The following is a 19576-nucleotide window of genomic DNA, read 5'->3' on the forward strand; positions in this document are numbered from 1 at the left end:
ATTGCAGAGTTTGGTGTTAACCCTCGGACGAGCAAGGTGAACGCCATGACCAAGCCCCGACCGAAGAAACCGGAAAGCACAGCAATATCGCGCCATTGGCGGCTGTGGGCCGCCGGTTTCGCCGGCCTTTTCGGTTGGCTGGCGGCGCGTCATCTAAATGCTCCGGTCAGCACGCATATTTTGATCGGCTGGGACCTCTGCGCGCTGATCTATGTCACGACCACCTGGCATCTGTTTCTCACGGCCGACGAGGCCGAGGTGCGCCGGCGGGCCGCCGCGGAGGACGAAAAGCCGTCGCTGATCCTGCTGATGGTGCTGGCGGCGATCCTGTCCAGCCTGGTGGCCGTGGTGGCGGCGATGCTGCACGCCAAGTCGGCGGGACCGGAGATCAAGGCCGTGACGGCGGTATGCGCGGGGGTCACCCTGGTGCTGTCCTGGGTGGTTCTGCACTCGGTGTTCACGTTGCACTACGCCCATCGCCATTTCGGCGACGGAACGGACAAGCCCGGCTTCCTGTTCCCTGGCGAGCCGGCCCGCACCTATCTCGACTTCGTCTATCTGGCCTTCAGCATCGGGGCGACGTTCCAGGTGTCGGACAACAACGTGCTGACCGCCAAGCTGCGCAACCTCGTCACCGCCCAGGCGGTCTGCGCCTATTTCTACAACACCGCCGTCCTGGCCCTGGGGATCAACATCATCGCCGGGCTGGTCAGCTAGCGCCGGCCCTCGTCGCGCGGGCCTTCCAGGCGCGCCTGCTGCGGGGTCTGCGGCAACTCGGCCAGCCGCAGCTTGCCGTCGCCGTCCTTGTCGAGCAGGGCGAAGCGGGCCTTGGCCGCCTTGGCGGCTTCGGCGCGGGTGATGCGGCGGTCGAAATCGCCGTCGGAGGCGCTGACCGGTTCGGGCTCGGCCAGCAGGCTGTAGGGCGTGGCGCCTTGCAGCATGCCGCCCATCGGGCCGCCGCCGCCTCCGCCGCGCTTGCCACCGCCGGGCGGGCCGCCACCTCCACCGCCGCGTCGTCCGCCGCCGTGACCGCCGCCTTGTCGCGGCGGGCCGTCCTGGCCGCGTGCGCCGGGACCTTCGCCGCCGCCCTGGAAGCCTTGCAGGATCTCGGGCGCGACCTGGGTCTCGTAGGTCGAGACCTCGAAGCCGTCGACGACGCCGTTGTGGTCGCCGTCGATCTTGTCGAAGAAACGCAGGGAGTCGGCGACGAACTCGTCGCGCGTCAGGGCGCCGTCATGGTCGGCGTCGGCTCCGGCGAACCAAACGGCGACCGGGTAGGGGGCGCCCGGCTCGGCGCGGAACGGTTCGCCCGCTGGACTGATGAACAGGCTGCGATGCGGCCGGCGCGGCGGTCCGCCAGGTTCGCCCTCGCCCGGCGGACGGGGCGACGGCGCCTTGCCCCAGTCACCCCGTGGGCCGTCCTGCGGCGGGCCCGACGCGCAGGCTCCCAGGCACAGGGCGGCGAACATCAGGATGCAGGTGGCGCGGAGGCTGCTGAAGGTTTGCATGCCTTGATCAATACCACCGGCATGTCCGGCATATGGCGCAGCTTTTTCGGGCCCGCAACAAACTCCGAAGATCGCCGATACAATCGCGAAACGCGCCTAGAACGGCAGTTCGACCCGTGCTCGCAGCCCGCCTTCGGGACGGTTGTGCAGAGTGGCGTCGCCGCCGTGGGCTCGCGCCACCGAGCGAACGACGGCCAGGCCCAGCCCGATTCCGCCGGTCTCGCGATTGCGCGAGGGCTCGGAACGGAAGAACGGCTCGAACACGCGATCCAGTTCGGCGGGGACGATGCCGGGGCCGTTGTCGTCGATCTCGATCACCGCCAGATGGCCTTCGGCCCGGACCCGGCCCTGGACGGCGCCGCCATATTTCAAGCCGTTCTCGACCAGGTTGGTCAGCAGGCGGCGCAGGGCGATCGGATCGCCATCGATGATGATCTTCTCGCCCAGCTCCACCGAGGCCTGGCCGCCGGTCTCGGCCGCCTCGTCGATGATGCTCTCCAGCAGCGAGGCGAGCTCCAGCTTGGTGCGCTCGGCCGGGCGGGTGGTGTCGCGCACGAAGGCCATGGTGGCGGCGATCATCGCCTCCATCTGGTCGATGTCTGACGCCAGCTTGGCGCGGATGTCGTCGGGCACGGCCTCGATCCGGAACCGCAGGCGGGTCAGCGGGGTGCGCAGGTCGTGGGCCACCGCGCCGATCATCGCCGTACGGTCTTCGACATAACGGCGCAGGCGCTCCTGCATCATGTTGAAGGCGTTGGCGGCGGCGATCACCTCGGACGAGCCTCGCAGGTCCAGCGGCGCGGCGCGTGGGTCGCGGCCCAGGCGTTCGGCCGCGCCGGCGAAGGCGCTGATCGGACCCGACAGCTGGCGGGCGAATAGCCAGGCCAGGGGCGAGACGCACAGCACCGACAGGGCCAGGATCAACAGGATGCGTTGCTGCCAGGTGTCCAGGCGAATGGCCGGCTTGGGCTCGACGACCGTCCAGCGACCGTCGTCCTGATGGATGGCGACCTTGAAGTCACCCACGATGAAGGGCTCGTCGCGCGGCGGGTCGAGGCGCATGTAGCCGTCGGCCGGCCCGCCGGGGCCATGGGGGCCATGATCTCGCCCGTTGTCGCCTCTCGGGCCTCTTGGCGGCCCGTCGGGACCGTCCAGGCCGTCCGGCGGACGGCGCTGGCCGTCACGCGGCGGCAGTTGCTGGGCGAAGGTGCGCTTTTGGGTGCGGACGAAGAAACGCGGGCCGGTGTCGATATCCATCTCGATCCGGGCGGGATCGACACCGACTTCGCGGGCCAGGGCGGTCTTGAACTCGGCGCGCCGACGGTTGTCGACCAGGCCTCGGATCGGCCCCGTGTGGCGACGGATCTGCAGCACGCGTCCATCACGAGGCTGAACCGTCACGTCGCTCTTCAGGGAGCGGGCGATCTCGCTCAGCCGATAGATCTCGGGCGGGGGCGGCGGCAGGTTGAAGACCACGGCGATGGCGATCAGCTGGGCCGCCACCAGGGTCACGATGACCAGGCCCAGGGCCTGGACGAACAGCGGCGTGCTGCCCGGACCCTTCAGCCGTACGCGTTCGGTCATGGGGTGCGGGTCACCTTGGACGTGAACATGTAGCCTTCGCTGCGGATGGTGCGGATCAGTTCACCGCCGCCGCCGTCGTCGAGCTTGCGGCGCAGGCGACTGATCTGGACGTCGATGGCGCGGTCGTAGGCGTCGCTTTCGCGGCCTCGGGCCAGGTCCAGCAACTGGTCGCGGGTCAGCACGCGCTGGGGCCGTTCGACGAAAGCGCGCAGCAGCGAGAACTCGCCGCTCGACAGGTTGACCACCACCGACTGCGGCGAGCGCAGTTCGCGGCGGACCAGGTCCAGGCGCCAGCCGGCGAACTCGCAAGCCGCGCCCATGCCGTCGTCCACCGTTCGCGGCTCCTGGCGGCGGCGCAGCACGGCGCGGATGCGGGCCAGCAGCTCGCGCGGATTGCACGGCTTGGGCAGGTAGTCGTCGGCGCCCAGCTCGAGCCCGACGATCCGGTCGGTCTCTTCGCCCATGGCCGACAGCATGATGATCGCGGGGCCGTCGGCGGCCGACAGGCGGCGACAGATGGCCAGGCCGTCTTCGCCCGGCAACATGATGTCCAGCACCACCAGGTCGACCGGGCCGCGAGCCAGGGCCTGCTCCATGGTCCGGGAATCCGAAGCGGTGTCGATGGCGTAGCCGTGGCGGCCCAGGAAGTCGGCCACGACGTCACGAATGCCCGGATCGTCGTCGACGATCAGGATACGGGCGCCGCGCGCCGGATCGGTGTTTTGACCTGACGTGGAGGCGGCGGCGGAAACCGACGCGGGATCTTGCGAACTTTCCATGACTTGCTCTTTCCACGCCCCCGTCACCAGCAGATTTCACGGCTGAAACAGGGACGCAACCCGCACCTGCGACCAATCCCCGCAATTGTTGTTGGGAGACAAGCATGTCCCGCCTCTTGCCGACGGCCTTCGCCGTCCTTTCCCTCGCTTCCCTCGCCGGTCTCGCCCACGCTCAGGGACCGCGCGGCAATCAGGACGCCAATGGCGACGGCGTGATCAGCGCCGAGGAGTTCGACAACGCCGCCAAGGCGCGGTTCCAGCGCATGGACGCCAACCATGACGGCGTGATCGACGCCGATGAACTGGCCATGATCCAGAAGCGGATGGAGGAGCGTCGCGCCGAGCGGCCCGACGCCGCCCCGCGACCGGGCGGCGGTGGCGGCGGCGTCTGGGCCGAGATGGACGCCGACCACGACGGCAAGGTCACGGAAGCCGAGGCCCTGGCGGCCAGCAGGGCGCGCTTCGCCAAGCTCGACGCCGACAAGAACGGCGTGCTCAGCGAGGCCGAGCAGCCGGCCCGGCGCGGGCCTCCGAACTAGTGGGGCGTCAGCCTGGCGAGCGGTTGACCGGGGCCTCATAGGCCTTGCCCGGAACGTTCATCGCCTCGATCGCCAGGTCGCTGACATAGGGGTTGGAGCGCCGCTCGGCCCCGAAGGTCGACATCGGGCCGTGGCCCGGCACGAACTGGACGTCGTCGCCCAGCGGCCACAGCTTGCCGGTGATGGCGTCCAGCAGGTCCTGGTGGTTGCCGCGCGGGAAGTCGGTGCGGCCGATCGAGCCCTTGAACAGCACGTCCCCCACCTGGGCGAACCGCGCCTGGCGGTGGAAGAAGATCACGTGGCCCGGGGTGTGGCCGGGGCAGTGCAGCACCTCGAATTGGGTTTCGCCCAGGGTGACCACGTCGCCGTCGTCCAGCCAGCGGTCGGTGACGAAGATCCGGGCCTCGGGGATACCGTACATCTCGCCGCTTTCCTGGATGCGGTCGATCCAGAACTGGTCGTCCTTGTGCGGTCCCTCGATCGGCGCGCCGGTCAGGCGCTTCAGCTCGGCCGCGCCGCCGGCGTGGTCCATGTGGCCATGGGTGATCCAGATCTTCTCCAGGGTCAGGCCCTGATCCTCCAGCGCCTTCATCAGGCGCGGGATCTCGCCGCCCGGATCGATCACGGCCGCCTTCTTGGTCTTGGCGCACCAGACGATCGTGCAGTTCTGCTGCAGCGGCGTGACCGGCGCGATGACGGCGCGGATCGGCATCTCGGCCATGCCCAAAACCCTTTCTAGAGGCTCCAAAACGAAAACGGGCGGAGACCCGAGGATCTCCGCCCGCCCGAACTAAGCGTTATGAACGCCCGTTCAAGTCCTATCTCATTCCGCGCCCGGCAGGCCGGTGGGCGGCGCGTCGGCGTCCAGTTCGTGGACTTCGCCGCGCAGGCCCTTGCCCACATGGCTCTTGCGGAAGCCGTAGGCGAAATAGATCAGCAGGCCCAGGGCGCCCCAGATCGGCAGCACCAGGATCGATTCCAGCGGCAGGTTGAAATAGAGGAAGGCGCAGCCCGCCAGGGCGATCGGGGCCACGAGCCAGATCGCCGGCGTCTTGAACGGACGCGGACGGTTCGGATCCTTCACCCGCAGCACCATCACCGCGATCGCCACCATGAAGAAGGCGAACAGGGTGCCGGAGTTGGAGATGTCGGCCAGCTGGCCCACCGGGAAGAAGGCGGCGGCGAGGGCCACGAACAGGCCGGTGGCGATCGTCACGATGTGCGGCGTCTTCCACTTGGGATGGATGGCCGCCAGGCCTTCGGGCAGCAAGCCGTCGCGGGCCATGACGAAGAAGATCCGGGTCTGGCCGTAGATCATCATGAGGATGACCGAGGGCAGGGCCAGGTTGGCGGCCAGGCCCAGCAGGTAGCCGGCGAGCGGGAAATTGACCTGACGCAGGACGTGGGCCAGGGCCTCGTTCGAGCAGACTAGGCGGTCGGCGTTCGAAGCCAGGCCGCAGGCCGCCTGGAAGGCGGCCGAACCGGGGGACACCGCTTCGCCCGCGGCGCCGATGACGGGTTGAGCGCCGATGGCGCCGACCGCGCCGGCCGCGACCAGCAGGTAGAAGATGGTGCAGATGCCCAGGCTGCCGATCAGGCCGATCGGGACGTTGCGCTGCGGGTTCTTGGTCTCTTCGGCGGCGGTGGAGACCGCGTCGAAGCCGACATAGGCGAAGAAGATCGAAGCCGCCGCCCCGAACACCCCCATGCCCGTCGTGCCATGCGGGCCGAACCAGCCGTTGGGGGCGAAGGGCGTGAAGTTGCCGCTCTTCATCAGCGGAAGGGTCAGGATCACGAAAACGGTCAGGGCCGTCACCTTGATCGCCACCAGGGCGGCGTTGACGGTGGCGCTTTCGGTCGTGCCGATGACCAGCAGGGAGGTCACGGCCAGGGCCACCACGATGGCCGGGATGTTGACGACGCCGTGGCTGAAGTCGGCCACCGGCATGAAGCCGTTGAGCGACCAGGCTGGCCCGGCTCTCAAGGCGTCGGGCCAATGGAAATGCAGGGCGTGCTCGATCATGCCGAGGAAGTACCCCGACCAGCCCACCGACACGGCGGACGCGGCGACGGCGTATTCCAGGATCAGCGCCCAGCCAACCATCCAGGCCAGCAGTTCGCCCATCACGGCGTAGGTGTAGGTGTAGGCCGAGCCCGAGACCGGCACCATCGAGGCCAGTTCCGAATAGCAGAGCGCGGCGAAGGCGCAGACGGCGCCGGCGATCACGAAGCTCAGCATCATGCCCGGGCCGGCCTTTTGCGAGGCGGCGGCGGTCAGAACGAAGATGCCGGTGCCGATGATCGCGCCCACGCCCAGCAGGGTGAGCTGAATCGGACCGAGCGAGCGATGCAACGACTTCTTCTCGGCCGTTGCTAGAATCGCATCCAGTGACTTAACGCGCCACATATTTCCTCCAGGGATCCGCGGCCACCCCCGGTGGGCCGCGTAGACAAATTTTGCGGACCGTGGCCCGGTTAACGGGACGCGGTCAAGGTAAAGCGGAGCGCGTGCGTAATTGTTCGCCCCGGTGTGCGCAATACGAGCCATGGTCTGCCGGGCGGATGTTGCGACGCAGCACGCTTCGTAACCGTTGCTGCCTCTCGGTTAGGCGGTCGGCTTGGCGATCGGGCCGCTCACCGCTAAACCCGCCGGGTGACCCTTCCCATCCATGACGCCTTGCCGGCCCTGAAAGCCGCGCTGAACGCGCGAGAGGCCGCCGTGCTGGTCGCGCCGCCCGGCGCGGGCAAGACCACGGTCGTGCCGTTGGCGCTGCTGGGCGAGTCGTGGGCGGCCGGCGGCAAGATCGTCATGCTGGAGCCGCGCCGCCTGGCGGCCCGAGCCGCGGCCTCGCGGATGGCCCAGAGCCTGGGCGAGAGCGTCGGCGAGACGGTGGGCTTCCGCGTGCGGCTGCAGTCGAAGGTTTCGGCCCGCACGAGGGTCGAGGTGGTGACCGAGGGCGTGTTCACTCGGATGATCCTCGACGATCCGGGCCTGGACGGCGTGGCGGCGGTAATCTTCGACGAATTCCACGAGCGTAGCTTGGACGCCGACCTCGGTCTGGCACTGGCCCGCGACGCCCAGGGCCTGGTGCGCGAGGACTTGAAGATCCTGGTGATGTCGGCCACGCTGGACGGCGCCCGCATCTCGGCCCTGCTGGGCGAGGCCCCGGTCGTGGAGAGCCAGGGGCGGATGTTCCCGGTCGACACCCGCTATCTGGGGCGCGACGAACGTCAGCGCTTGGAAGAGCGCGTGGTTCGCGCCGTCGAGCGGGCGCTGGTCGAGGAAAGCGGCAGCCTGCTGATCTTCCTGCCGGGTCAGGGCGAGATCCGCCGGACCGAGACCTTGCTGCGTGAGCGGTTGCGGCGGCCGGAGGTCGATGTCGCGCCGCTCTACGGTGCGCTCGATCCCGCCGAGCAGGACCGCGCCGTGGCGCCCGCCGCGCCGGGGCGGCGCAAGGTGGTGCTGGCGACCTCGATCGCCGAGACCAGCCTGACGATCGAGGGCGTGCGGGTGGTGATCGACTGTGGCCTGGCCCGCGTGCCGCGCTTCGATCCGTCCAGCGGCCTGACCCGGCTGGAGACCGTACGCGTCAGCCGCGCCGCCGCCGACCAGCGCCGGGGCCGGGCCGGCCGCACCGAGCCGGGCGTCTGCTATCGCCTGTGGGACGAGCCCGAGACCCGGGCCCTGCCGGCGTTCGCGCGACCGGAGATCCTGGAAGCCGACCTGTCGAACCTGGCCTTGAACCTGGCCCGCTGGGGCGCGCGCGACGCCGCCGACCTGGCCTTCCTCGACAAGCCGCCGACGGCCGCCTTCACCGAGGCGCGGACCCTGCTCAACCGCCTGCAGGCCCTGGACGGGCAGGGCGGTCTGACCGCCCACGGCCGGGCCCTGGCCGACATGCCGCTGGCCCCGCGCCTGGCCCACATGGTGGTCCGCGCCGCCGCCTCGGGCCAGGCCGAACGCGGCGCGAAGATCGCCGCCGTGCTCAGCGAGCAGGGCCTGGGCGGCCGCGATGTCGACCTGCGCCATCGGCTGGAGAGTTTCGATCGTGACCGCTCGCCGAGAGCGCGCGACGCCCGGACCCTTTCGGAGCGCTGGGCGCGATCCGCCGGCCGGGCGTCCGGCGCCGCGCCGCTGGACGACGCCCTGATGCTGGCCGAGGCCTATCCGGAGCGAGTGGCTCGGGCCCGAGGCAAGCCGGGCGAGTACCAGTTGGCCGGCGGACGCGGCGTCTATCTGGAACCGACCGACGCCTTGGCCCGCGAGACCTGGCTGGCCGTGGGCGAGCTGGGCGGCGGCGAGGCCCGCGATCGCATCCTGCTGGCCGCGCCGCTGGACGAGATCGCCCTGCGCGAAGCCTTCGCCGATCGCCTGGTCGCCGAGGACCGGCTGGAGCCCGACGCCAAGGGCAAGGTCCGCGCCCGCCGCCTGCTGCGCCTGGGCAAGCTGGTGGTCGAGGAGCGGCTGCTGGACAAGGTCGATCCGAGTCTGGTGGCCAAGGCGTTGCTGGCGCAGGTGGAGCGCGAGGGCCTGTCGGCCGTGCCGCTGGGCGACGGCGCCCAGGCCCTGCGCCGCCGCGTGGCCTTCCTGCGAGACCGAGACGCCGAGACCTGGCCGGACCTGTCGGACGCCGCTCTGCTGGTGCGCCTTCCGGAGTGGCTGGAGCCGCTACTGGCCGGGCGCTCGGCCTTGAGCCAACTGGGCGACGGGGCCTTGACCGACGCCATCCGCACCCTCGTGCCCTGGGACCTGCACCGCCGCCTCGACGCCGAGGCCCCGGCCCGGTTCACGGCCCCGACGGGCTCCAGCTTCGCCATCGACTACGCCGCCGATGGCGGCCCCCGCATCGACGTGCGGGTGCAGGAGCTGTTCGGCCTGACGGCGCATCCGACGGTGGGCGGCGTAGCGCTGGTGCTGGCGCTGCTGTCGCCGGGCCACAAGCCGATCCAGATCACGCGCGACCTGCCAGGGTTCTGGAAGGGCTCGTGGCGGGAGGTGAAGACCGAGATGAAGGGCCGCTATCCGAGGCACGTCTGGCCGGACGAACCGGCGACGGCCGCTCCGACGACGCGCGCGAAACCTCGGGGAACATAGGGCTCCGGCCTAAGACAAGCGCGGCGGCGTCGGCTAATGTCCAGGTCACCGAGCCTGTGGAGCCACGACATGACGACGATGGAACACTGGACGCGCCGCGCGGCCCTGGCCGGCGCGGCGGCGCTGGGTGTCACGGGGCAAGCGGCCTTCGCCCGAGCGCCCGACGACGAGGGTTACGCCCAGGTCCCCGGCGGCAAGATCTATTGGCGGCGGTTTGGGGCTGGGCCCAAGACCCCGCTGCTGACCCTGCACGGCGGTCCGGGCGGCGCGCACAACTATCTGCTGTCCTTGAAGGCGCTGGCCGACGATCGTCCCGTGATCTTCTACGACCAGCTGGGCTGCGGGAAGGCCGACGCGCCGACCGACGAGTCGATCTACACGATCCAGCGTTCGGTCGATGAACTGGACGCGGTGCGCGCCGCGCTCAAGCTCGACAAGGTCGTGCTCTACGGCCACTCGTGGGGCTCGATGCTGGCCATCGAGTATCTGTGCCAGGGGCGCGGCAGGGGGATCGACACCCTGATCCTGGGCGGCGCCCTGGCCAGCACGCCCCAGGCCATCGCCGGCCAGCAGCGCCTGATCGACGCCATGCCCGACGGCTACGCCGCCAAGCTGCACGGCCTGGAAAAGGGCGGCAGGATGGAGACGCCGGAATACGCCGCGCTGGTCCAGCAGTTCTACGACAAGCACGTCATTCGCGTGCCACCGTCGCCCGACGCCCTGGTCTCGTTCGAGGCCTTGGCCAAGTCGATCGCCTACCGCGTGATGAACGGCCCCAACGAGTTCTACATCACCGGGGTGATCAAGGACTGGGATCGCCGCAAGGATCTCAAGGCCATCACCCAGCGCACCCTGATCACCACGGGCCAGTTCGACGAGGTGACGCTGGACTGCCACGAAACCATTCGGGACGGGGTCGCCGGCCCCGTCCAGATGGTGGTCATGAAGGACTGCTCGCACATGACCATGGTCGAGCGGCCCGACGACTATGCAGGCCTGGTGCGCGGCTTTCTCGCGAAGGCTTAGAGCGGCGCGCAGACCTCTTCCAGCCAGCTCCGAACCTCCGGCTCGACCAGCGGTCCGATCTCCCGGACCACCCGCGCGTGATAGGCGTCGAACTGGGCGATCTCCTCGGCCGAGAGCAGGCTCTTGTCCACCAGCCGCCGGTCGATCGGCGCGAGGGTCAGCGCCTGGAAGCGGTGCATCGGGCGGTCGCCCGTGCCGACGGATTCGGCCGGCATCACCACCTCGAGGTTCTCGATGCGGATGCCGTATTCGCCGTCCTTGTAGTAGCCCGGCTCGTTGGAAACGATCATGCCTGGCTGCAGGGCGATGGTGTTGGGGGCCTTGCTGATCCGCTGCGGGCCTTCGTGGACGCCCAGATAGACCCCGACGCCGTGGCCGGTGCCGTGGTCGTAGTCCAGGCCGTGGCTCCACAGGGCGGCGCGGGCGAAGGCGTCGATGGCCGAGCCGGTGGTGCCGGCCGGGAAGCGCAGACGGGCGATGGCCAGGTGGCCCTTCAGCACTAGGGTGTTGCGGGTGACCATCTCGGCCGTCGGCTCGCCGATGGCGACCGTGCGGGTCACGTCGGTGGTGCCGTCCAGGTACTGGCCGCCGCTGTCGACCAGCAGCAGCGAGCCCTGGGCGGCGCGCTCGTTGCTGCGCTCGGTCGGGCGGTAGTGGGGCAGGGCGCCGTGGCCGTTGGCGGCGCCGATGGTGTCGAAGCTGAGGTCCTTGAGCACGCCGGTCGCCTCGCGGAAGGCCTCCAGCTTGGCCACGGCTTCCTTCTCGTCCGGCGGATTGGTCTGGCCGTCGGTAGCCAGCCAGTGCAGGAAGCGGGTCAGGGCCGCGCCGTCGCGCTTGTGGGCCTCGACGGTGCCGGCGATCTCGACGGCGTTCTTGCAGGCGCGGGGCAGGGTGCAGGGGTCCATGGCGCGGACCACCTCGGCGCCGGCGGCGGCCAGGGTGTCGAAATACCAGGCCGAGGATTGGCCCGGATCGACGACGACTTTCAGACCCGACAGGTCGGCCAAGGCGCCGTCCAGCGCTTCGGGATCTTCCAGCGACACCTGATTGCCTAGCCAGGCCGGCAGCTCGTCGGTGACCTTGGCCGGATCCAGGAACAGCCGCGCCGTGCCGTCGGCGCGCAGCACCGCCTGCGACAGCGGCAGGGGAGAGCGGATCACGTCGCCGCCGCGGATGTTGAACAGCCAGGCGATCGAGGCCGGAGCGGTGATCACCGCGGCGTCGGCGCCCAGGGCCGCGACGGCCGAGCCGACGCGCGCGCGCTTGGAGGCCGACTCCTCGCCGGCGTACTTGACCGGCTGGGGCACGACGGGCGCGGCGGGCTGGGCCGGACGTTCGGCGCTCCAGGCCTCGTCGATCGGGTTGATCGCGACGGGCTTCAGCGCCGCACCGGCCTTGGCGGCGGCGGCCTTCAGGCCGTCCAGGGCCTGGGGGCTGTGCAGGCGGGCGTCATAGCCGATCACCGCGCCCTTGCTGGCGGTCTCCAGATAGGCGGGCACGCCGCCCTCGACGAGATCGCGGATTTCGAACACCTCCTGATCGACCTGGTCGCGCACCTGAAGGGTGTAGCGGCCGTCGACGAACACGGCGGCGCGGTCCTTGAGAATCACGCCGGCCCCGGCCGAGCCGGTGAAGCCGCTGGCCCAGGCCAAGCGATCGTTGGCGGCGGGCAGGTACTCGTTCTGGTGCTCGTCCTCGTGCGGGACGAGGAAGCCGTCCAGGCCTTGCCGGGCCATGGCGGCGCGGATCAGGGGAACGTGGCGGGGGCCGAAGCCCGGATCGGTGGATTCATCGAAGGTCTGGCGCATGCCCAACGATGTAATCCGCCCCCGCCCCCCTGGAAAGAGGGCGGGGGAAGAGGAGCTTAGTTCACCGGTTGAGGCTGTTGGGCGGCCGGCGCCTGAACGTTCGGATCGGCCGACGGGGCGATGGTGTCGTCGCGCGACTGGGCGGCGCGGTCGGCGACGTCATGCGCGGCCTGGGCGGCGTTGGCGGCCGTCACCTCGGTCGAGCGGCGGGCGCTGTCGGCGGCGGCGCTGGCGTCGCGGGCGGCCTGCTGGGCGACGATGGTGGCCTGCGCGGCGCCGGTCTGGGCGCCTTCGGCCACGCCGGCGGCCCGACCCTGTTCCTGGGCCTGGGCGATCTGGTCCTGGCTGGGCGTGCGCGCCCCGAGGGTCAGCATGAAGGCGATGGCCACCACGGCGACGATGGCCACGGCCCCGGCCACGAACCAGCCGGTGGCGCCGCCCTCGCGCCGCACATGGACGACACGTTCAGGCGGTGGGCCTTGAGGATCGACATAGGTCATGACGTTGCTCCTGGAGCGAGAGTGTTCTGCCCGGAGAAACGTGGGGGAGGGGGCGTCGTTCCCCCTCCGGCTCTACGGCCGTTGCAGGACCAGCGCCGCCCAGGCGTCGCGATGGATGCGGTTGACCACCTTGAAGCCGCGCGAGACGTAGGCGGCCTTGACCATCCGCTCCTGGGTGCGCAGCAGGCCCGACAGGATCACCGTGCCGCCGGGGACCAGGGCGTTCTTGATGTCCTGGGCTAGGCTGACCAGCGGGCGGGCCAGGATGTTGGCGAACACCAGGTCGTAGGGGGCGTTGTCGGTGACCAGACGGTTGCTGAGGCCCGAGGCGTGGACGAACCGGGCGTTGGCGCGGTTGACCTTGGCGTTCTCCTTGGAGATGCGCACGCTGGGCTTGTCGATGTCGGTGCCGACGGCGATCTTCGAACCCGTACGGGCGGCGGCGATGGCGAGCAGGCCCGTGCCGGCCCCGACGTCGAGCACCTTGTTGAACTTCCGGGCCTTGATCAGCCTGTCATAGGCCAGCAGGCAGCCGACGGTGGTGCCGTGGTGGCCGGTGCCGAAGGCCGCGCCGGCCTCGATGCGCAGGTTGACCGTGCTGGCCGGCAGGCGGCCGCGATCGTGCATGCCGTAGACGAAGAACCGGCCCGCGCGCACCGGCGGCAGGCCCGACAGCGCCATGGCCAGCCAGTCGGCGTCGGCCAGTTGCTCGCGCACCACCTTCAGCGGATAGCCGGCCAGGACCGCCAGCAGGCCCGCGTCTTCCTCGTCGTTGGTCGGGAAGGCGTCGATGCGCCAGATGCCCTTGTCCTCGTCCTCTTCCAGGATCGAGTAGGTCGCGCCCTCGAGGCCGGGATGGTTGTCGATGGCGTCGGCGGCGGCTTCGGCGTCGGCGCGCGCGCCGCGGGCGACGATCTGCTGGGGCGTGTAGTCGGTCATGCCGCTCCAGTAGCCGTCTAAGCGGATAAAGGCGAGACCAAGCGCTTGCCAAATGTCGCGCCAAGGGGCGGGGACGCCCTTCCGAACGTCACGGCCGGCCGCGTGGCCGTGGCCATGACCGGCGTGCGCGCGACAGTCGGAACGCGACCGGCGTCGCCCGCCCAGATCTCGAACGTCGGTTCAGCCGGCGCCAGGCTCCAGGTCAGGGGCGCGGGGGCGAACAGGGGGCGGCGGGGGGCTTTCTCGGGCTGGGCTTGCAGCGCCCACACCGGTCCCAGCAGCCGGGCCACCGCCGCGCAGGCCAGGGCCCAGGCGATGCCGTTGCGCTCCAGGATGAAGCTTTCGGAGAAGGTGGTCATCACGAAGATGGCCAGGAACAGGGTCGCCCAATAGCCGTCCTGAACCTTGCGGAAGCGGACCAGCGAAACCAGCAGCGCCCCGCCCAGCACCAGGGCGCACAGGCTGACGCCGACCCAGCCCAACTGGGCCAGGATGTCGAGCCAGCCGTTGTGGGCGGTGGGCACGTCCCAGCCGGTCTCCTTGCGGATCCAGTTGGCGGGGGCGGAGTCCAGCTGCCAGAAGACGGCGTAGCCGAAGCCGGTCATGGGATGCTTGGCCGACTGGCGCAGCAGGGCGGCCCAGATGTCGGTGCGCCCGGTCAGGGACGGGTCCTTGCCCAGGGCCTTGAACAACAGCTCGGGGGCCAGCCACATGACCATGGCGCCGACCACGACGGCCGTGACGCCCAGCCAGACCACGACCACCGCCGTGGCCGGTCCCCGCCGCATGATCGCCAACATCATCGAGCCGCCCAGGCCGATCATCAGGGCCAGCAGCGAGGTCTTGGACTTGCTCATCACGATCATCGCCGCGCACAGCACGATGGTGAAGATCAGCTGCTTGCGCTTGGTCGAGCCGGCCAGGATCGCGGCCATCGCGGCCAGGGCGCCGTAGACCATCATCGCGCCCATCTGGTTCTTCTCGTACCAGAGGCCGCGCCAGTCGCCGGCGTTGATGTCGTGCGCGATGCCCATCTTCGGATAGGCGATCGCGGCCAGCAGGCCGGCCAAGGCCAGGAACAGGAAGGTGGTGGCGATGATCTCGGCCATCCGCTTGCCGTCGAAGCTGGAGGCGAAATAGAGGCCGAACAGGGTGGTGAAGGCCGCCGCGAGGGCCCGGCGATTGGTGGTGCCCGGGTCCAGCGACCACGCGGCCGAGGCGAACACCCAGAAGATCAGCAGGCTGAGCATGACGGCCGGGAACCAGAACCGCGCCACGCGCGGGGCGCGCCAGACGGCCAGGCCCAGGATGATGGCGTAGACCGGCAGCCACATCAGGCGCAGCACCGGCATGTCCTCGCCGCCGGCCTGCAGCGGGTCTAGCAGCGGGCCGATGAAGGCGTTGGACAGCATGAACAGCACGAAGCCGCAGGTCAGGGCTTCCAGCTTGCGCCACAGATCGGGCCGTTCGCCGTCCTGTTGCTGCTCGTCCCGCTGTACGTCCGCCATTCCGATCCTCGTCGGTGGCGCGAAATGGAACACGCGCCGTGGGTTGGAGCGGTTGGCTGCAAGGGGAGGGCCGGGTGGTCCTAGTAAGCGGCGGCCATGGTGACGGGGACCGGAGCGCTGGGCGCGTCGGGGGCTTCGATCGCCTGCGGCGGTTCGGGCGCGGGCGGCGCGTCCTCGGGCAGGCGGGTGTCGGTGATGTCGCCGCTGGTCGAGGGCCAGGTGCGTTCGCTCGCCTCGACCAGGCGAACCGGCTGGGCCTGCGGCGTCGGTTCGGTCCACGAGGTCGGAACGTATTCAGGGACCTCGTACGAGGCCACGACCACGGGCGGCTGATAGGTCTGGGCCTTCAGGAAATCGGTGCCGACCACGTAGTCGGGAAGCTTGCCGTTGGGCCAGGCGATCGGTTCGGCCTGGACGTAGGAGGTCTCGGGCGCGAAGGCGGTCTCGGCCTCCGGCGCGGTCTGCGAGCCGGTCTTCAGGATCAGTCCGCCGCTCAGCCCGATCGTCAGGGCGACGGCGGCGCCGATCAGGGCGGCGCGATGGGGAAGGAGGTCCGAGGCGTCCATGAAAAGCAAAGCGCGCCGGGCGACAAAACGTTCGATCCTGGCTGTGCGATTGCTAGGCTGCCGACTCGCCACCAAGGAAAACCGCCATGCCACGCCGCCAGATGCTCCGCGACCGCGCCGAGGGCGGCCATGCGCGGGTCACCTATGTCGAGCTGTTCTTCGACCTGGTGTTCGTGTTCGCGGTCACCCAGCTGTCGCACGGCCTGATGGCCCATCCCACCCTGCTGGGCGTGGTCGAGACCGGCCTGCTGCTGATGGCGGTCTGGTGGGCCTGGATCTTCACGGCCTGGGTCACCAACTGGCTGGACCCCGAGCGGCGTCCGGTGCGGATCATGCTGTTCGTGGTGATGGTGGTGGGCATGGTCATGACCATGTCGATCCCCGAGGCGTTCGGCGACCGGGGCCTGGTCTTCGCCCTGGCCTTCGTGGCGATCCAGCTGGGCCGCAGCGTCTTCACCGCCTGGGCCATGCGGGACCACCCGTTCCAGAGCCGCAACTTCATCCGGATCTCCGCCTGGTTCGCGGCCTCGGGCGTGCTGTGGATCGCCGGCGGCCTGGCCGAGGGCGGCGCGCGCCTGGCGCTGTGGGGCGGGGCGATCACGCTGGAATACATCTCGCCAGCCCTGGGGTTCTGGACGCCGGGCTTCGGCCGAGCTCGCGCCGAGGAGTGGGACGTCGAGGGCGGCCACCTGGCCGAGCGCTGCGCCCTGTTCACGATCATCGCCCTGGGCGAGTCGATCCTGGTCATGGGCGCGACGACCGCGACCCTGCCGTGGACGCCGATGGTCATCGCCGCCTTCCTGGCCTCGTTCGCCGGGAGTCTCGCCATGTGGTGGATCTATTTCTCGTTCACGGCCGAGGCGGCCAGCGAGGCGATCAGTCACGCCAAGGATCCGGGCCGCGTGGCGCGCGTGGCCTATACCTACACCCACCTGCTGCCGATCGCCGGGATCATCGTCACCGCCGTGGCCGACGAGTGGACCATCCACCACCCGGTGGGTCACACCGACCTGAAGACGGCCGCCGCCCTGATCGGCGGGCCCTTCCTGTTCGTGCTGGGCGGCCTGCTGTTCAAGCGGGCGGTGTTCCGGCTGTGGGCGCCGGCCCAACTGGTGGCGCTGCTGGCCCTGGCGGCGCTGGTTCCGGTGAGCACGGTGATCGGCCCGCTGGCGCTGTCGATCGCCACGACCGTGGTGCTGCTGGGCGTCTGTGTTCGCGAGACGCTAGTGCATGGGGCCAAGGCGGAGCGCTGAGCCCGCCTAGGCGGTCAGCGCCGCGTTGGTCGCTCGCACCAGGCCGTCGATGACGCCGGGCTCGGTGGAGGCGTGTCCCGCGTCCCAGACGATCTCGAGCCGGGATTCGGGCCAGGCCTTCTGCAGCGCCCAGGCGCTGTCGAGCGGCGTGACCACGTCGAACCGACCCTGGACGACCCAGGCCGGAATATGGCGGATCTTGTTGATGTTCTTCAGGATCCAGCCGTCTTCCTCGAAGAAGCCGCCGTGGGTGAAGAAGTGGCATTCGATCCGCGCGAAGGCGATGGCGAAGTCTTCTTCGTTGAACTTCGGCGGCCGCGCCTCGGGCCCGCGCAGCGAGATGGTGTCGCCTTCCCACTGGCTCCAGGCGTTGGCGGCCTCGGCCTGGATCCGGCGGTCCGGGTGGGTCAGGCGCTTGTAGTAGGCGCTCATCAGGTCGCCGCGCTCCTCGACCGGGATCGGGGCCAGGAAGCGCTCCCAGGCGTCGGGGAACAGCATCGCCGCGCCGCCCTGGTAGAACCACTGCAGTTCCTTCTGGGTCAGCAGAAAGATGCCGCGCAGCACCAGGCCCTCGACGCGCTCGGGGTGGGTGATGGCGTAGGCCAGGGCCAGGGTCGAACCCCATGAGCCGCCGAACACCGTCCACTTCTCGATCCCCAGGTGCACGCGCAACCGCTCGATGTCGGCGATCAGACTCCAGGTGGTGTTGTTCTCGAGGCTGGCGTTCGGGCGCGAGCGACCGCAGCCGCGCTGGTCGAACAGGGTCATGCGCCATTTGCTGGGGTCGAAGAACCGCCGCATCGTCGGATTGACCGCGCCGCCCGGGCCGCCGTGCAGGATCACCGCCGGCTTGCCCCGCGGCGCACCGCATTCCTCGTAATAGAGCTCGTGCGGACCGTCCGTGCTCAACCACCCGAACGAGAAGGGCTCGATGTCGCGAAACAGGCCGCGGCGGCCGTTGGCGGACATGGGCGGAGCGGAGGCGTTGCGATCCATGGCGTAACCCTAAACCGGTTTAGGCCGGCGAGGGAACGGCGGGAGGGGTTCAATTCGCCCGAAGGGTCGCGTATCCGACGAGGATGCTCGCGCGACTCCCGACCAGATCGTCCGCCGCCATGGCTACGACTGTTTCGAACCTTGGTAGGCGCCTCGCGTCCGCCGTCATTTCCACTATCCTGGCGCTGTGATGGATAATCCCGACGATCTGAGCGACGAAGAACTGCTGGCCATGCTGACCCCGCGTCAGCTGGCCGACCTGGACCGCGCCATCGCGGGCCTGATGGGCCCCGAGGGCCTGGACAAGGTGATCCCGCTGCAGGTGACGGCCCAGCTCTACACAATGCGCGCTGCCGAGCGCGACCCGACCTCGGCCCTGGCCATGCTGCAGATGGCCGCCGCCATGCGCCGCCGCGCCGAGGTGCTGGCGGCCGATCGCAAGCCCAAGACGCTGGAGTAGCGGCCGCTAGTTCGGAAAGCGCCGCCCCAGCCAGTCGATCAGGATCGCGTTGACCTGTTCGGGCTTCTCCTGCTGGGTCCAGTGGCCGCTGTCCTTGACCAGCACCTTTTCCAGGTCCGAGATCTGGTCGTTCATGCGGTCGGCCAGGGACGGCGGCAGCACCACGTCGTGTTCGGCCATGATCATCAGGCATGGGACGCCGTCGACGCGGACGGGCAGGTGCTCGCCGCGCTCCCAGTTGCGCACGAAGTTGCGGTACCAGTTGATCCCGCCGGTGAAGCCGGTGCGCTGGAACGTCTCGACGAAAACCTTCAGTTCGTCGGCGGTCAGCAACTGGCTGTCGTCGGCGGCCGGCTCGTAGCGGGCCAGGCCGTCCTGCAGGGCCAGGGAAGGCCGCTGGTCCTTGCCGCTGGTGAAGGCGGCCTGCTGACCGGCCGGCTTGCGCATGAAGTAGCGCATGGTCTTTTCGACATCGGCGGCCAGCTGGGCGTCGGCCACGCCAGGTTTCTGGAAGTGGACGATGTACATGTCCTCGCCGTAGGCGTGGCGGAAGGCGGTGATCGGATCGACGGGCATTCGCGGCAGAAATGGCGTGTTGAGACCCACCACGCCGGCCACGCGCGCCGGATGCATCAGCGGCATCTGCCAGACGACCAGGCCGCCCCAGTCGTGGCCGCAGAACACCGCCTTCTCCACGCCTAGATGGTCCAGCAGCCCGACCAGGTCGCCGGTCAGGTGCTCCATGTCATAGGCCTCGACCGCGTCGGGGCGTTCGGTCAGGCCGTAGCCGCGCTGGTCGGGCGCGATCACCCAGCGACCAGCGGCGGCCAGGGCCGCGACCTGCCAGCGCCAGGAATAGGAGAATTCCGGAAAGCCGTGGCACAGCACGATGGGCGTGCCGACGCGCGGCCCCGCCTCGTAGTAGGCCATGCGGATCCCATTGATCTGGGCGAAGGTCGGCTCGGGCATCGGAGGGGCGAGCGGGCTCATGGCGTTTCCTGCTTATGTTATTGCT

18 protein-coding genes are annotated in these 19576 nt (G+C 69.7%); 6 read left to right on the forward strand and 12 right to left on the reverse strand.

Translation table 11 applies throughout. The features are described 5' to 3' along the window. Positions 1-45: 45 nt before the first annotated feature. The gene (locus G3M62_RS08195) at positions 46-717 is read left to right on the forward strand and encodes a DUF1345 domain-containing protein (RefSeq protein ID WP_165186139.1); all 672 of its coding nucleotides are present in this window, start codon (positions 46-48) and stop codon (positions 715-717) included. On the opposite strand, the gene G3M62_RS26365 is transcribed toward G3M62_RS08195, so the two are convergent. The 3 genes from G3M62_RS26365 to G3M62_RS08215 all read right to left on the reverse strand — a co-directional run bounded on the left by G3M62_RS26365 (position 714) and on the right by G3M62_RS08215 (position 3871). Beyond that, positions 714-1508, reverse strand: coding sequence for an EF-hand domain-containing protein (locus G3M62_RS26365; RefSeq protein ID WP_205691961.1), 795 nt, complete (start codon positions 1506-1508; stop codon positions 714-716). The two genes, G3M62_RS08195 and G3M62_RS26365, sit on opposite strands and share 4 nt — an antisense overlap. 96 nt (positions 1509-1604) lie before the next feature. Then, positions 1605-3092, reverse strand: a complete 1488-nt coding sequence (locus G3M62_RS08210) for an ATP-binding protein (protein WP_165186142.1) — start codon at positions 3090-3092, stop codon at positions 1605-1607. Beyond that, entirely contained in the window at positions 3089-3871 is a 783-nt protein-coding gene (locus G3M62_RS08215; protein WP_246263520.1) for a response regulator, read from the reverse strand. The genes G3M62_RS08210 and G3M62_RS08215 overlap by 4 nt, the downstream gene beginning before the upstream one ends. Positions 3872-3975: 104 nt before the next feature. Between G3M62_RS08215 and G3M62_RS08220 the strand changes: the two genes are divergently transcribed. Beyond that, the gene (locus tag G3M62_RS08220) at positions 3976-4410 is read left to right on the forward strand and encodes an EF-hand domain-containing protein (protein ID WP_165186144.1); all 435 of its coding nucleotides are present in this window, start codon (positions 3976-3978) and stop codon (positions 4408-4410) included. 7 nt (positions 4411-4417) lie between these two features. Here G3M62_RS08220 and G3M62_RS08225 read toward each other — a convergent pair whose 3' ends face one another. Next, positions 4418-5131 carry an MBL fold metallo-hydrolase gene (locus tag G3M62_RS08225; RefSeq protein ID WP_165186146.1) on the reverse strand — a complete coding sequence of 238 codons (714 nt, stop codon included), beginning with the start codon at positions 5129-5131 and terminating at the stop codon, positions 4418-4420. A gap of 102 nt (positions 5132-5233) precedes the next feature. Then, positions 5234-6817, reverse strand: coding sequence for an amino acid permease (locus G3M62_RS08230; RefSeq protein WP_165186147.1), 1584 nt, complete (start codon positions 6815-6817; stop codon positions 5234-5236). A 246-nt stretch (positions 6818-7063) separates the two neighbouring features. Between G3M62_RS08230 and hrpB the strand changes: the two genes are divergently transcribed. Together hrpB and G3M62_RS08240 are read left to right on the forward strand one after the other, a co-directional pair. After that, positions 7064-9505 (forward strand): ATP-dependent helicase HrpB, encoded by a 2442-nt coding sequence (gene hrpB / locus G3M62_RS08235; RefSeq protein ID WP_165186149.1) that lies wholly within the window; start codon positions 7064-7066, stop codon positions 9503-9505. Positions 9506-9574: 69 nt separating this feature from the next. Beyond that, positions 9575-10531 (forward strand): proline iminopeptidase-family hydrolase, encoded by a 957-nt coding sequence (locus tag G3M62_RS08240; protein WP_165186151.1) that lies wholly within the window; start codon positions 9575-9577, stop codon positions 10529-10531. Here G3M62_RS08240 and G3M62_RS08245 read toward each other — a convergent pair. The 5 genes from G3M62_RS08245 to G3M62_RS26840 form a co-directional block, all read right to left on the reverse strand. After that, positions 10528-12339, reverse strand: a complete 1812-nt coding sequence (locus G3M62_RS08245; protein WP_165186152.1) for an aminopeptidase P family protein — start codon at positions 12337-12339, stop codon at positions 10528-10530. The genes G3M62_RS08240 and G3M62_RS08245 overlap by 4 nt on opposite strands. Positions 12340-12395: 56 nt before the next feature. Further along, a complete protein-coding gene (locus G3M62_RS08250) occupies positions 12396-12839 on the reverse strand; it encodes a hypothetical protein (RefSeq protein ID WP_165186154.1) in 444 nt (147 codons plus the stop codon). A 72-nt stretch (positions 12840-12911) separates the two neighbouring features. Next, complete coding sequence (locus tag G3M62_RS08255) at positions 12912-13778, reverse strand: 50S ribosomal protein L11 methyltransferase (protein ID WP_165186155.1); 867 nt, start codon at positions 13776-13778, stop codon at positions 12912-12914. Positions 13779-13795: 17 nt separating this feature from the next. Then, a complete protein-coding gene (locus G3M62_RS08260; protein WP_246263521.1) occupies positions 13796-15286 on the reverse strand; it encodes an O-antigen ligase family protein in 1491 nt (496 codons plus the stop codon). Positions 15287-15366: 80 nt separating this feature from the next. Beyond that, positions 15367-15852, reverse strand: coding sequence for a hypothetical protein (locus G3M62_RS26840; RefSeq protein WP_165186157.1), 486 nt, complete (start codon positions 15850-15852; stop codon positions 15367-15369). Between the two features lie 86 nt (positions 15853-15938). On the opposite strand from G3M62_RS26840, the gene G3M62_RS08270 reads away from it, so the two are divergent. Continuing rightward, positions 15939-17105: a low temperature requirement protein A gene (locus G3M62_RS08270; RefSeq protein WP_165186158.1), complete on the forward strand. Its 1167-nt coding sequence runs from the start codon at positions 15939-15941 to the stop codon at positions 17103-17105. Positions 17106-17111: 6 nt separating this feature from the next. Here G3M62_RS08270 and pip read toward each other — a convergent pair whose 3' ends face one another. Then, complete coding sequence (pip, locus tag G3M62_RS08275; protein ID WP_165186160.1) at positions 17112-18101, reverse strand: prolyl aminopeptidase; 990 nt, start codon at positions 18099-18101, stop codon at positions 17112-17114. Between the two features lie 190 nt (positions 18102-18291). On the opposite strand from pip, the gene G3M62_RS08280 reads away from it, so the two are divergent. Beyond that, on the forward strand, positions 18292-18561 hold the full coding sequence (locus G3M62_RS08280) for a low temperature requirement protein A (RefSeq protein WP_165186162.1): 270 nt from the start codon (positions 18292-18294) through the stop codon (positions 18559-18561). A 6-nt stretch (positions 18562-18567) separates the two neighbouring features. On the opposite strand, the gene G3M62_RS08285 is transcribed toward G3M62_RS08280, so the two are convergent. Continuing rightward, entirely contained in the window at positions 18568-19551 is a 984-nt protein-coding gene (locus G3M62_RS08285; RefSeq protein ID WP_165186163.1) for an alpha/beta fold hydrolase, read from the reverse strand. Positions 19552-19576 lie beyond the last annotated feature (25 nt).

The organism is Caulobacter soli, from assembly GCF_011045195.1.
In the GTDB taxonomy this organism is placed as follows: Bacteria; Pseudomonadota; Alphaproteobacteria; order Caulobacterales; family Caulobacteraceae; genus Caulobacter; species Caulobacter soli.